Origin of the sequence: Nocardioides sp. (assembly GCF_964229035.1) — a bacterium.
Classification (GTDB): Bacteria; Actinomycetota; Actinomycetes; order Propionibacteriales; family Nocardioidaceae; genus Nocardioides.
Map to the genome: position 1 here is coordinate 1 of NZ_CAXRAZ010000010.1, position 12,972 is coordinate 12,972.

General features: G+C 73.4%; 14 protein-coding genes and 1 pseudogene. 9 read left to right on the forward strand and 6 right to left on the reverse strand.

Annotated features, from left to right (window positions below; translation table 11 throughout):
- Window positions 1–50: 50 nt before the first annotated feature.
- Entirely contained in the window at window positions 51–767 is a 717-nt protein-coding gene (locus ACERUN_RS03390; protein ID WP_370288297.1) for an NADPH-dependent F420 reductase, read from the reverse strand.
- A gap of 390 nt (window positions 768–1,157) precedes the next feature.
- On the opposite strand from ACERUN_RS03390, the gene ACERUN_RS03395 reads away from it, so the two are divergent.
- Complete coding sequence (locus ACERUN_RS03395) at window positions 1,158–2,204, forward strand: NAD(P)-dependent alcohol dehydrogenase (RefSeq protein WP_370288299.1); 1,047 nt, start codon at window positions 1,158–1,160, stop codon at window positions 2,202–2,204.
- Between the two features lie 235 nt (window positions 2,205–2,439).
- Window positions 2,440–3,024, forward strand: a complete 585-nt coding sequence (locus ACERUN_RS03400; RefSeq protein WP_370288300.1) for a DUF1990 family protein — start codon at window positions 2,440–2,442, stop codon at window positions 3,022–3,024.
- Between the two features lie 61 nt (window positions 3,025–3,085).
- Here the strand turns inward: ACERUN_RS03400 and ACERUN_RS03405 are convergent, their stop codons facing one another.
- Window positions 3,086–4,222 (reverse strand): ABC transporter permease, encoded by a 1,137-nt coding sequence (locus ACERUN_RS03405; RefSeq protein WP_370288301.1) that lies wholly within the window; start codon window positions 4,220–4,222, stop codon window positions 3,086–3,088.
- Window positions 4,219–5,121 (reverse strand): ATP-binding cassette domain-containing protein, encoded by a 903-nt coding sequence (locus ACERUN_RS03410; RefSeq protein WP_370288303.1) that lies wholly within the window; start codon window positions 5,119–5,121, stop codon window positions 4,219–4,221. Before ACERUN_RS03410 ends, ACERUN_RS03405 begins: the two co-directional genes overlap by 4 nt.
- Window positions 5,122–5,229: 108 nt before the next feature.
- On the opposite strand from ACERUN_RS03410, the gene ACERUN_RS03415 reads away from it, so the two are divergent.
- From ACERUN_RS03415 to ACERUN_RS03430, 4 genes and pseudogenes are all read left to right on the forward strand, one after another.
- Window positions 5,230–6,021 (forward strand): HAD family hydrolase, encoded by a 792-nt coding sequence (locus tag ACERUN_RS03415; RefSeq protein ID WP_370288304.1) that lies wholly within the window; start codon window positions 5,230–5,232, stop codon window positions 6,019–6,021.
- Window positions 6,022–6,042: 21 nt separating this feature from the next.
- Window positions 6,043–6,339, forward strand: a pseudogene (locus ACERUN_RS03420) (GrpB family protein); the annotation flags it as partial.
- A gap of 16 nt (window positions 6,340–6,355) precedes the next feature.
- The gene (locus ACERUN_RS03425) at window positions 6,356–6,595 is read left to right on the forward strand and encodes a GrpB family protein (protein ID WP_370288468.1); all 240 of its coding nucleotides are present in this window, start codon (window positions 6,356–6,358) and stop codon (window positions 6,593–6,595) included.
- 36 nt (window positions 6,596–6,631) lie between these two features.
- Window positions 6,632–7,147, forward strand: coding sequence for a GNAT family N-acetyltransferase (locus ACERUN_RS03430; protein WP_370288307.1), 516 nt, complete (start codon window positions 6,632–6,634; stop codon window positions 7,145–7,147).
- Here ACERUN_RS03430 and ACERUN_RS03435 read toward each other — a convergent pair.
- The 3 genes from ACERUN_RS03435 to ACERUN_RS03445 all read right to left on the reverse strand — a co-directional run bounded on the left by ACERUN_RS03435 (window position 7,113) and on the right by ACERUN_RS03445 (window position 8,923).
- On the reverse strand, window positions 7,113–7,511 hold the full coding sequence (locus ACERUN_RS03435; RefSeq protein ID WP_370288309.1) for a cupin domain-containing protein: 399 nt from the start codon (window positions 7,509–7,511) through the stop codon (window positions 7,113–7,115). The two genes, ACERUN_RS03430 and ACERUN_RS03435, sit on opposite strands and share 35 nt — an antisense overlap.
- Window positions 7,512–7,518: 7 nt before the next feature.
- On the reverse strand, window positions 7,519–7,818 hold the full coding sequence (locus ACERUN_RS03440) for a putative quinol monooxygenase (RefSeq protein WP_370288311.1): 300 nt from the start codon (window positions 7,816–7,818) through the stop codon (window positions 7,519–7,521).
- A 127-nt stretch (window positions 7,819–7,945) separates the two neighbouring features.
- Entirely contained in the window at window positions 7,946–8,923 is a 978-nt protein-coding gene (locus ACERUN_RS03445; RefSeq protein ID WP_370288312.1) for a hypothetical protein, read from the reverse strand.
- Window positions 8,924–8,998: 75 nt separating this feature from the next.
- Here ACERUN_RS03445 and ACERUN_RS03450 point away from each other — a divergent pair, with 75 nt between their 5' ends.
- The 3 genes from ACERUN_RS03450 to ACERUN_RS03460 all read left to right on the forward strand — a co-directional run bounded on the left by ACERUN_RS03450 (window position 8,999) and on the right by ACERUN_RS03460 (window position 12,970).
- Window positions 8,999–9,871: an MOSC domain-containing protein gene (locus tag ACERUN_RS03450; RefSeq protein WP_370288314.1), complete on the forward strand. Its 873-nt coding sequence runs from the start codon at window positions 8,999–9,001 to the stop codon at window positions 9,869–9,871.
- A gap of 174 nt (window positions 9,872–10,045) precedes the next feature.
- The gene (locus ACERUN_RS03455) at window positions 10,046–12,136 is read left to right on the forward strand and encodes a methyl-accepting chemotaxis protein (RefSeq protein WP_370288316.1); all 2,091 of its coding nucleotides are present in this window, start codon (window positions 10,046–10,048) and stop codon (window positions 12,134–12,136) included.
- Between the two features lie 84 nt (window positions 12,137–12,220).
- Window positions 12,221–12,970, forward strand: coding sequence for an SDR family oxidoreductase (locus ACERUN_RS03460; protein WP_370288317.1), 750 nt, complete (start codon window positions 12,221–12,223; stop codon window positions 12,968–12,970).
- The last annotated feature ends 2 nt before the right edge of the window (window positions 12,971–12,972 follow it).

Below are 12,972 nucleotides of genomic sequence, written 5' to 3' on the forward strand. Positions count from 1 at the left end.
CGGTCGCAGCGACCGGCACCCGGGGCCTCACCGTCGTGGACGACGGGCCGTCAGGCCCGCCCGGCCTCCACGGCCTCGCGCAGGGTCTCGACCGACACCCGCTGCGAGAGGGTGAGGTCGCCCTCCCCGCCGGCGAAGGCCTCGGGGTGGACGGCGTAGGGCAGGCCGTAGGCGGGCGTGCCGGGCTCGAAGCGGCCGCTGTCGGCGAGCGCACCAGTGTCGAGCACGTCGTAACCGATCGAGGCGATGAACTCTGAGGCAGCGGCCTTGGCGGCCTCGTCGTCGCCAGCGATGGCGAGGGCGCTGCGCTCCGACGACCCGGCGTCGGTGGCGGGGCGGGCGAGGTCGCGCAGGTGGCCCCAGAAGATGTTGTTGAACGCCTTCACCACGCGGGCGCCGGGCAGGTGCTCGGCGACGAGACCGGTGGTCGTCGTCCGCTTCTCGTCGAGCGCGGCGATCTGTCCGTCGCGCTGCTTGGGGTAGTAGTTGCTCGTGTCGATGACGACGCGCCCGGCCAGCGCCTCGCGGACCTCCTCCGGAAGGTCCGGCACTGCCTTCAGCGGGATCGAGAGGACGACGAGGTCCGCGCCGGCCGCCGCCTCGGCCGCGGTGACGGCCTTCGCGCGCCCGCCCAGGTCGGCGACGACGTCGCCGAGGGTCTCGGGCCCGCGGCTGTTGCTGACGAGGACGTCGTGGCCGGCGGCGACCGCCAGCTTCGCGACCGTGCCGCCGATGTTGCCTGCGCCGATGAAGCTCACTGTGGTCATGCCTGCCTCAACGCTGCGCGCTGCGAGGGCTGTTCCGAGGGTCGCGGTGGCGATGTTCACCGGGCCCGAGCCCGCTGCGCGGGAATAGGGGGATCGCTGGTGGAGATCGCGGCTCCGAGTGGCGCCGGGCGGGGTACGTCGCAGGCTGACGTGGGCTGATGTGGCGCCTTGTGGGTCGAACGGCGCCGGCTATTCCCTGCTGCAGCGGGAGAACGATCACCCTCACCACCACTATGGCAGCGTCGAGAAGGGGTAATCACCCCTCGGGTGACCACGGCGGACGGCCCTGCCCGGCCGCGTCGCGCGTCGTCCACCGCCCCCTGCCCGGGGCGGGTGCCGCGCCCGCACGACCTGACCGGCGCGGCCCACCGAACGAGGAAGGGAACCACCGTGACCACCACCGCCAAGGCCTACGCCGCACCCGCCGCCGGCGAGCCGCTCGCCCCGATCGAGATCGAGCGCCGCGACGTCGGCGCCAACGACGTGCGCATCGACATCGAGTTCGCCGGCATCTGCCACTCCGACATCCACACCGTCAACGGCGACTGGGGCCCGCAGCCCTTCCCGGTGGTGCCGGGTCACGAGATCGTCGGCCGCGTCGTCGAGGCTGGCGCCGACGTCACCAAGCACAAGGTCGGCGACCGCGTCGGCGTCGGCTGCATGGTCAACTCCTGCGGCGAGTGCGACAACTGCAAGGCCGGCGACGAGCAGTACTGCCGCCAGGGCATGATCGGCACCTACGCCGCCACCGACGTCGACGGCACCACCACCCAGGGCGGCTACTCCACCCACGTCGTCGTGGACGCCGACTACGTCCTCTCGATCCCCGAGGGCCTCGACCCCGCTGCCGCCACCCCGCTGCTCTGCGCCGGCATCACCACCTACTCGCCGCTCAAGCACTGGAACGCCGGCCCCGGCAAGCGCGTCGCCGTCGTCGGCCTCGGCGGTCTCGGCCACCTCGCGGTGAAGATCGCCGCCGCCCTCGGCGCCGAGGTCACGGTGCTCTCGCAGTCGCTGAAGAAGCAGGAGGACGGCCTTCGCCTCGGCGCCTCGCACTACTACGCCACCAGCGACCCCGACACCTTCTCGGCGCTCGCCAACTCCTTCGACCTCATCATCAACACCGTCAGCGCGAAGATCGACGTCAGCGCCTACCTCGGCCTGCTCGACCGCAACGGCGCGATGGTCAACGTCGGCGCCCCCGGTGAGCCCCTCGACATCAACGTCTTCTCGCTGCTCACCAACCGCCGCACCTACGCCGGCTCGATGATCGGCGGCATCCCCGAGACCCAGGAGATGCTCAACTTCTGCGCCGAGCACAACATCGGCTCCGAGATCGAGATCATCAGCGCCGACAAGGTCAACGAGGCCTACGAGCGCGTCCTCGCCTCCGACGTTCGCTACCGCTTCGTCATCGACGCCTCGACGCTCGCCTGACCTTCTCAGCACCGCGTCCGCTGCGGCGGATCTGCTCCGGCCCTCGCGCCCGTGGCGTCGTCCACGGGGCGGGGGCCGGTGGCGTTGAGGGTCGGCGGCGGTCGGGGCGGACAGCGGGGCGCCGATTGGTGGGAAACTGCAACGAATCGGCGCGAATGTTGCGGATTGGCGCCAAACCGCAACCCCCGAACCCGGCGAAGAGCGCCGCCCACCGCCCACCGGTCATGCTGGAGACGTGCCCGTGACCACCTTGGACGACGCCACGACCGCCCGCCTGCGCGAGGCGCCCTTCACCTACGAGGCCGTCGGTGCGCTGGCGGCGACACCCGCCCCCGCCCTCGTGGACGACGCCCGCCCACCGCGGACGTCCGACCTGCCGCACCTGCCGGGTTTCCACTCCTTCGAGCGGTCGGCGCAGCTGCGCCGACGCGACTTCGACGGAGCGGCGGCCGACCTGCTCGGTTGGAAGGTGCAGGCGGGCGCGGGGTTGAGGGTGGCGGCCTCCGAGAGTCCGCTGCGCGAGGGCACCGTCGTTCTGCTGCGGCTGGGGCCGGGGCCGCTGGCGCTGCGGATCCCGTGCCGGGTGGTGGCGGTGATCGACGAGCCGGACCGTCGCGGGTTCGTCTACGGCACCCTGCCCGGGCATCCCGAGCGAGGCGAGGAGCGCTTCGTCCTCGAGCGCTCGCCGGACGGCACGATCACCTTCCACGTCGCGGCCTTCTCGCGACCGGCCACGGCGCTGGCGCGCCTGGGCGGCCCTGCCGGTCGGGCGTTCCAGCGCTTCATGACCACGCGCTACCTGCGCGCCCTCGACGCCTGAACCGCCTGAGCCTCGGCCCACCATCCCCTCCCTCTCGGCGCACCACGGCTGCCCCTGGGCGTCAGGCGTCCCAGCGGAAGAGCTTGGCGGCGATGGCGGCGAAGACGGCGGCGAAGGCCAGCAGGATGAGGATCGGGACGACGATGGCCGAGGGGCCCTGGCCGCGCACCATCACGTCGAGCATGCCGTCGTTGAGGTGCTTGAGCGGCAGCGCCTGACTCACCGCGCGCAGCCAGCCGGGGGCGCCGTCGAGCGGGAAGAACGAGCCCGATAGGAACGCCATCGGCAGCACGACGGCGTTGCCGAGGCCGGCGGCGCCCTCCTCGGTGCGCGAGACGGCACCGGCGAGCATGCCGATCGAGAGGAACGCCAGGGTGCCGGCGACGAGCAGCGGCACCGACAGCAGCCACCAGCCGGTGAGGGTGAGGCCGAAGAGCGCCACCCCGAGCCCGATGAAGATCGCCGCCTGAACCAGCGCGACCACCATCGACGTGCCCACCCGGGCGAGCACGATGGAGCGGGTCGGCACCGGCGCGAGGCGCAGGCGGCGCAGCACGCCGTTCTTGCGCCACATCACGAGGTTGAGCGCCGCGCCGAACACCGCGCTCATCGACACTGCCCAACCGAGCAGGCTCGGGGTGACGTACTGGATCTGCTCGAGCGAGTCGTCTTCCACCTGCTGCGTGCGCAGGGTGAGCTCGGGCGTGACCTGCGCCAGGCGCAGGTTGGCGGCGTTCACGAGGCCGCCGAAGATCCCCTGCACGCGCCCGGCCAGCACGGGGTCCACGGCCGAGTAGCGGACGTCGACCTGCCCGTCGCGCTGGGTCACCACGGCGTCCACGTCGCCGGCCGAGAGCTTCTCGAGCGCGGCGTCGAGGGAGGTGCTCGAGGTGATGTCGAGGGTCTTCGCGACCTCGGGCGGGAGGTCCTGCAGCACCGCGACGTCACCGACGCGCACGATCGTCGTCTCGTCGCTGCCTTGGTCGACGAAGATCCCGCCGAACAGCCCCAGGAACATCAGCGGGAACGCGACCGCCCAGAAGAGCGTCATGCGGTCGCGCAGGAAGCCCTTGAACATCGCGATCGCGAGGGCCGCGAGCGGCCGGGCGGGCCGCCGGTCGCCGCCGGGCGGGTGTCCACTCCCTTCCTGACGATCCGGCACGGTCGCGGCGGTCTGGTCGTGCACCTCGGCGCTCATGCGCGGTACTCCCGTCCGGTGCGCTCGAGGAAGACGTCCTCCAGCGAGCCCTTGGTGACGCTCAGCCCCTCGAGCGCGTCGAGGCGCGCGAGCTCGGCGAGCACCACCGCGGGATCGCGGGTGGCGATGAGGAGGCCGCCGGGTCCGTCGTCCACCTCGAGGACGCCGGCGATGCCGCGTGCCTGCTCGCGGGCGAGGACGCCGGGTGCCAGCCCGATGCGGGTCGGCGCGTCGAGGGAACGCACGAGCGCCTCGGGGGTGTCGATCTCGAGGATGCGGCCGGCGTCCATGATCGCGACGCGGTCGCAGAGCACCTCGGCCTCCTCCATGTAGTGCGTGGTGAGCACGACCGTGCGGCCGGCGGCGTTGATCGTGCGCAGGAGGTCCCACAGGTTGCGCCGCGCCTGGGGGTCGAGTGCGGCGGTGGGCTCGTCGAGGAAGACCACCTCGGGGTCGTGCACGAGCGCGCAGGCGATCGAGAGCCGCTGCATCTGCCCGCCCGAGAGCTTCTCGACGCGCTCGTCGGCCTTCTCGGTGAGCCCGACCTCCTCGAGCAGCGCCGCGGTGCGCCCGGGGGCGACGCCGTAGAGCGCGCCGAAGGTGTCGAGCTGCTCGCGCGCGGTGAGGCGCTCGAAGAACGCCGAGGCCTGCAGCTGGACGCCGATCAGGTGCTGCAGGCGCGGATCGCGACTGGCGGGGTCGAAGCCGCCGATGTCGACCGTGCCGGCGTCGGGGCGACGCAGGCCCTCGATCATCTCCAGCGTGGTGGTCTTGCCGGCACCGTTGGGGCCGAGCAGTCCGAAGAACTCGCCCTCCTCGACGGTGAACGACACGTCGTCCACGGCTCGCAGCGAGCCGTAGGTCATGGAGAGTCCTGCGACCCGGATGCGCATTCCCATGCGGCGACCGTAGTCGCCGGGGTCGCCGAGGTCCACGGGGGAGTGGTGAGGCTGCACCGGAACCGCCGGTCGTCCCGCCGCTCCCACCGGTCGGTCATGCTGGCAGGCGTGCTCATCGCCACCGACCTCGACGGCACCCTGGTGCCCCACGGCCAGCCCGCACCCGGCGACTACACCGCGCAGGTGCTGCGCCGCGCGGACGAGGCCGGGGTGCCCGTCGTCCTCGTGACGGCGCGGCCGCTGCGGTGGATGGAGGAGATGTGGCCGCACGTGGGCGGACACGGCCTCGCGATCGTGAGCAACGGCGCGATCACCTACGACGTCGCGGCCCGCGAGATCGTGGCCCTCGACGCCATCGCGCCCGAGGACGGCCTCGCGATCGCCGACGCGATCCGGGCCGTGGTGCCGGACGCCGGCTTCGGCCTCGAGTGCGTCGACGGCCTGCGCCTCGACGACACCTACCGCGAGGTCGAGCACCTCGTGCCCGCCGGAACCCCGCAGGGGCCGCTCAAGGAGGTCTTCGACGCGCCGGCGGTGAAGATGCTGGTGCGCGCGCCCGGCACCGAGACCGAGACGCTGCACGCCGCCGTGGTCGAGGCGGTCGGCGACAGCGCGACCGCGACCTTCTCCTCGCCCGGTCTCGTCGAGCTGAGCGCCCCCGGGGTCACCAAGGCCAGCGCGCTCGCCGCCCTCTGCGCCCGTCTCGGCGTCGACGCCGGCGAGGTGGTCGCCTTCGGTGACATGCCCAACGACCTGGCGATGCTCACGTGGGCGGGCACCGGCTACGCAGTGGCCGACGCCCACCCCTCCCTGCTCGCGGTGGCCGACCACGTCGCCCCCTCCAGCGGCGAGGAGGGCGTGGCCCAGGTGCTCGCGCGGCTGCTCGACGCCTGCGCCTGAGCCGGTCCGCGAGGAGAGGCGATGGCGATCGAGGTCGTGCCGTACCGCGCCGAGTGGGCCGCACAGTTCGAGGACGTCGCCTCGGTGATCCGCCCGGCTGTGGCTGATCTCCCGGTGGCGCAGGTCGAGCACGTCGGCTCCACCTCGGTGCCGGGCCTGGCGGCCAAGCCGATCCTCGACATCGACATCGACGTCATCGTCACGCCCGACGACCTCCCGCGGGCCGTGCGCGCGCTGCAGTCGCTGGGATACCGCCACCGCGGCGACCTCGGCGTCACCGGGCGCGAGGCCTTCCACCCCCCGGACGACGACCCGCTCCGCCACGTCTACGCCTGTGCTGCCGGCACGCTCCACGTGCGCAACCACCTCGCAGTCCGTCGAGGTACTGCGCCAGCGTGCGGACCTGCGCGAGAGCTACGGCGCGGTGAAGCTCGCGCTCGCCGCCGACCCGTCGATGGACATCGACACCTACCTCGCCCGCAAGTCGGCGGTGCTGCAGGACGTGCTCGCCTGCGCCGACCTCACCGCGGCGGAGCTGGCCGAGATCCGGCGGCTGAACGATCCGGAGGGCTGAACGGCCCCGGGGCCCTCACCCTGACAGAGTGGGGCAGTGGACATCCTCGAACTCGGAAGCTCGTCCTACCGTCTCGACCGCGCACGTGAGGCGGACCTGCCGGCGCTGGTGGCGCTCCTCGCCGACGACCCGCTCGGGAGCACCCGCGAAACAGCTGATCCCGAGCCCTACCGGGCCGCGTTCCACGCGATCGACGCTGATCGCGATCACCATCTGCTGCTCACCGTGCGTGCTCTTGAGAGCGATGGGGAGCCGGTCGTCGCGACGCTGCAGCTGACCCTCCTCCCCGGGCTCTCCCGCGGCGGGGCGACCCGCCTGCAGCTGGAAGGGGTGCGCGTGGACCGCGAGTGGCGCGGCACCGGTCTCGGTGCGGCGTTGCTCGCGTGGTCGCACCGGTGGGGATGGGAGCGAGGCGCGCGGCTCGGCCAGCTCACCTCGGATGCGGCCCGGCCCGGCGCCCACCGCTTCTACGAGTCGGTCGGCTACGTGGCCAGCCACGTGGGCTTCAAGCGCGACCTCAGCGGTGCGGCGGCGGGGCGTCGTCCACGTTGATGGTGGGGACGCCGGTGCCCGCGCGGGCGATGAGCGCGATCGACGGCTCGCCGGTGGGGTTGCTCTCGCGGTGCACCGCGTGCGCGGGCACGTGGATGAACGAGCCCGGCCCGGCGTCCACCCAGCCCTCGACGCCCTCGCACTCCAAGCGCAGGATGCCGCTGACCACGTAGAGCGCCGACTCGTTGCTGCTGTGGTGGTGCCAGCCCGACACCGCGCCGGGCGCCGTGGTGACGCGACCGGCCCACAGCCCGGGCACGGCGAACGCGCGCTCGCGGGCCATGCCGGGCGTCGGGTCGGCGGGCTCCCACTCGTCGGGGGCGTAGACCCGCACCCGACCCGCGCCCGGTGCCGGCTCGGTCACCGCCGACTCAGGAGAGCGGGGTGAGCGGGTGGATGGCGACGTCGCCGGCGAGCTTGCCCTCGAGGACGCCGAACGCCGCGGCGATGTGCGGCGTCTTCATGTGGGCGTCGAGGTCGGCCTGGGCGCGCCAGGTCTCGACCGTGACGAAGGTGCCCGGCGCGGAGGCCGACTCGTAGGCGTCGTAGCGCAGGCAACCCTCCTCGGCCTGGGTGGCGGCCACGAGGGTCGCGAGCGCGGCCCGCACCTCCTCGACGGCCTCGGGCTTGACGGGGATCGTGGCGACGACGTGCAGGTCGGTGTCGGACATGGTGCGAGCCTAGTTCGCCCACCCGAGCCAGCGAGGCCCCCAGCGGATCCGTCGTCTCCAGGCGGTTTCACGACAGATCGGCTGGGGGCCTCGCGAAACCAGGGCGCCCGGGCGGGGCTGGGGAGGGTTAGGCGTCGTCGCGGTGCAGCGGCTCGGGAGCGTCGTACTCCACCTCGCGGACGCCGGGCAGCGCGGCCGCGAGCGCGCGGGCGGTCTCCTGCGTGCAGCCGACGGTGAAGGCGATCTCCTCGTCGACCTCGCACGCCAGGCACCAGGCCTGGTCGGCCGGCCACGCGAGGTGGGGCGGGAAGCCGCCGACGGTGGCGTGGAATCCGAGGGACGGGGCGTCGCGCAGTGCGAGCACCGGCCCGGTGAGCAGCAGCATCGGCCGCTCGGGAACCTCCACCCGGGGCGCCTGGGCAGCGGGTCCGGCGAGCTCGGCGCCCCAGCCCTCCCACACCGCGGCGTAGCCGACCTCGGGTGTGGTGGTGTGCTCGGCGAGCACCTCCAGGGTGCTGCCGACGGCGTCGTAGGAGTCGGGCACTCCTGCAGGCTCGAACTCGATGCGCACGTAGGTGGGCAGGTCGGGCGGCCCGTAGCGGGTCAGGCTCGACCACTTGACGGCTGCGTCGAAGAGCCAGTCGGCCGGCTCCCCGGTGGCCGCGGCGGTGATCTCGCCGAACTGACCGCTGACGGTCGCTCGACCGCCAGCGGCGAGGATCTCGTCGGCCACCGCCCGCGCCGCCGCCGCGGAGATCCCGTCGGCCAGGGGACCGCCGGCCCGGGCGAGATCCACCGCGTCGGCCAGCGAACGCCCGGTGGTGGTGCGCACCGCCCGAATCAGCGACACCGGCGGCTTCTCGCCCGCTGCCGCGAGGACGACGCGCGCGGGCCCCGGCTCGGTGAACCGCTCGTCGGCGGCCTGTCGTTGCTGCCCGCTGCGCACTGCTGCGAGTGCGAGGAGGGCGGACGCACCGATGACCAGCACGATCACCGCCCCGAGCCAGAACTCCCAGCTGGCGGGCGGGTTCTGGGCGAGCGCGAGGACGCCGACCACCAGCGCCGCCACCGGCGGCGCCGCACGCAGCACTCGCTCGCGTCCCACCCTTCGAGTGTGCCACCGCGAGGCGAACGCGGGCTCGGGCGTCCGCGCCCGCGAGCGGGCTGCCAGCATGGGCCCGTGCCCGAGCAGCGCCCCCTCCACTCGCCCGCCCAGCCGGTCGCGGCCTTCGCCGCGTGCCTCGCGGCCCTCCTGGACGAGTCGGCGTCGGGCGCCGTGCCGACGCCGCTCGGTGATCTCGACCGCGCGCTGGGTCACTGGCGCTCGTGGCTCGCCGAGCACGGCGCGGGCCTGGTGGAGGTCGTGCGCCCCGCCACCTTCGCCTGGCCGGGCCACTGGATCGCGGTGCTCGACCCGGCGCGGACGACGGGCGCCGCGAGCGTCGCGCTGATGTTCGGGCCGCCGGCGGGCGTCGTCCTGTGCCCCGAGGACGACGCGCTGCTGGGTCGGGCGGCGGTCGAGCTGCCCGTCGTGCGGGGCTTCGTCGTGGCGGGCCTGGAGCCGCGGCTGGCGCCACGCGCTGCCCGGATCGGGGCGCACAGCGGGAGGGTCGAGCAGATCGCCGTCGCTCCGGCCGCCACCGCCGCCATGACGTCGCTGGCCGAGGTCGCGGCCACGGCCGGTCGGGGGCTCGCGGGCGATCGCTACGCCGAGCGTGCCGGCACCTTCACTCCGGCCGACACCGCACTGCGCGGCTACGACCTCACGCTCGTGGCGGCCGAGGTGCTCGACGCGACGCCGTGGGACCTCGCGGCCACCCGCCGCAACCTGCTCACCCGCGGGATCGACCTCGACGCCCTCATCGGGCGGCGCTTCCGCATCGGCGACGTCGAGTGTCGCGGACGACGCCGGGCCGAGCCCTGCGCGCACCTCGAGCGGCTGCCCGGGAGCGCCGGAACACTGCGCGGCCTCATCCACCGCGGCGGCCTGCGCGCCGACGTCCTCACCGACGGGGTGATCAGCGTCGGCGACGCGGTCGTCGTCCTCGACTGAGCAGGCGGATCAGGCCGCCACGAGGCCGACGAGCCGAAGCGGACGCCGGGCTCGACGCTGCCTCGTAGCGAGGAGTTCCCGCCTCTTTACCAAGGGCTCTCTCAGGCGTACCGGTCCCGCGCCGATGGTGGCAGGTGATGCGCGAGCCGACCGCGACATGACAGGAGCGTCACCATGGGGTTCTTCCGCAAGATCACGCTGCGCCAGCAGCTCATCGCCGTCGGGGCGGTGGCGGCGGCACTCCTGGTGGTGCTGGGCGTCGTCTCGATCACCGGCATGCACGCGATGCAGAGCAAGTCCCAGCAGGTCGCGAAGGCGCAGAGGATCACCGAGGCGGTCAACAGGTCCTTCCAGGGCTGGTTGATCGACGACGACCAGAGCAACATGTACATCGCCGTCCTGGCGCTGCGCGACCCGGACCAGAACGACCTCGCCGAGAAGAGCTTCAAGGAGGCCGTCAACGGGTTCAAGCAGGCGACGAAGGAGCTCGAGAAGGCCGATGCGCTCAACACCGAGCCGAAGGTGCGCCGGATGCTGGCGAGCATCCGCAGCCAGCTCGACTCCTACAACTCCTTCACCGAGGAGATGCGTCGCCGGGCGGTCGCGGGCGACATCGCCGGCGCCACCAAGGTGATGACCCTCGACAACCTGAAGCCGTCCGAGGCGCTGCCCATCAAGTACGAGGAGGTCACCAAGCTCGAGAACGAGCGCACCGCCACCCTCCAGGCCGAGCTCTCCGACGAAGCCTCCAGCGCCCGCACGCTCATCCTCCTCACCTCGGGTGTCGCGCTCCTGCTGCTCGGAGCCGGACTGGTCGTGGTGGTGCGCTCGATCAGCCGGCCGATCGCGGCCACCGTCTCGGTGCTCGAGGCCGTGGCGGCCGGCGACCTGAGCCGCCGGTTGGAGCACGACCGCGAGGACGAGATCGGGCGCATCGCGGTGGCCCTCAACACCGCCGTGTCGTCCTTCGCCCGCGCGCATGACGACGTGGCGCGGGCCCAGGCGGAGCGCGAGGAGCGCGCCGAGCAGGACCGCCTGGCGGAGGCTGCCCGCGCCGAGGAGGAGCGTCGCGCTGCGGAGGCGGAGCGCGCGCGCATCCAGGCCGAGGCCGAGCGCAGCGCGAAGGAGGCCCAGGAGCGGGCCGAGCGGGACCGCGCCGAGGCCCAGCGCGAGCAGCAGGCGCTCGCCGACCGGATGGCCGCCGAGAAGGCCGCCGCCGACGCCGAGGCCGCCGCCGCGCAGGAGCTGCGGACCAAGGTGGACTCGCTCCTCGAGGTCGTGGACGCCGCTGCCGCCGGCGACCTGACCCGCAGTGTCACCGTCACCGGTCAGGACGCCATCGGGCAGCTCGGGCTCGGCCTGGAGAAGCTGCTGAGCACGCTGCGCACCAGCATCGGCGAGATCGCCAGCCACTCGCTCACGCTCGCCTCGGCGTCGGAGGAGCTGACGGTGACCTCCACCGGCATGGGAACGAGCGTCCAGGAGACCGCCACTGAGGCGGGCGCGGCGTCCAGCGTGGCCAAGCAGGTCGCCGCCGACGTCAACGCGGTGGCCAGCGGCGCCGACGACCTGACCTCGGCGATGCGCGAGATCGCCACCAACGCCCGCGAGGCCTCGTCGGTGGCCCAGCGCGCGGTGGTCGTGGCGGAGTCGACCAACGCCACTGTCACCCGGCTGGGTGCCTCGTCGGCCGAGATCGCCGGCGTCCTCGACCTCATCAGCGCCATCGCCGCGCAGACCAACCTGCTCGCGCTCAACGCCACGATCGAGGCCGCTCGCGCCGGTGACTCGGGCAAGGGTTTCGCCGTGGTCGCCAGCGAGGTCAAGGAGCTCGCCAACCAGACCCGCGGTGCCACCGAGGAGATCCGTCGCCAGATCGAGGGCATCCAGGTCGACACCTCGGGCACGGTGGCCGCCATCGGCGAGATCGCCGCGATCATCGATCAGATCAGCTCCATCCAGGGCACGATCTCGAGCGCCGTGGACCAGCAGGCCGCGACCACCGACGAGATGTCGCGTCGCATCGGCGAGGCCGCGCGCGGAACCGCCTCGATCACCGGCAACGCCGAGCGGGTGGCGTCGGTGGCCGACACCACTGCCATGGCTGCCGCCCAGTCGCTCGAGGCCGCCGACTCCATCAGCCGCATGGCCGCCGACCTGCAGGTGCTCGTGGGCCAGTTCCAGTACGAGTCGCGCTTCGACACCCGCGACCTGGACGCCGACCTCCGCAAGCTCCAGGCCGAGCGGGCCCGCCGCCGCCCCTGACCGCCGAGGTGGCAGGAATGGTCCCCCGAGAGGGCTGACGCGCGTGCGATGCGGCACCGGTCGATGGGCGGCTAGCCTCGCCGCATGACCCGACCGCTGGCCGTCGTCACGGGCGGGAGCCGCGGCGTCGGCGCCGCCACCGCTCGCGCCCTCGTGGACGACGGGTGGAACGTGCTGCTGACCCACCGCGTCGACGCCGAGGCGGCCGAGCGGGTCGTCGCCGACTGCCGGGCGGCGGGCGCCTGGGCCGCCACGCGCCGCGTCGACGTCGCCCTCGAGGACGACGTCCGCGCACTGTTCGCGGATCTCCCCGCCGAGGCGGGTCCGCTGCGGGGTCTGGTGAACAACGCGGGCATGGTGGCGCCCACCGGCCCTCTCGCCACTCTGGACGGCGACCGGATGCGCCGCGTCCTCGAGGTCAACGTGCTGGGCGTTCTGCTCTGTGCGCGCGAGGCGGTGCGGCGCATGTCGACCGCGCGGGGTGGGGAGGGCGGTGCGATCGTCAACGTGTCGTCGAAGGCGGCCGTGTTGGGCTCGCCCGGGGAGTACGTCGACTACGCCGCTTCCAAGGCCGCGGTCGACACGGTCACCACGGGCCTCGCGCGCGAGGTGGCGGCCGAGGGCATCCGCGTCAACAGCGTGCGCCTGGGTCTGATCGACACCGAGCTGCACGAGCGCAACGGCCAGCACGGGCGGGTGACGGCGATGGCGCCCACGCTGCCGATGGGTCGCGCGGGAACGCCGGCGGAGGTGGCCCGGGCGATCTGCTGGCTGCTCGGCCCGCAGTCGTCGTACTCGACCGGCGCGCACCTCGACGTCTCGGGCGGACGCTGAGC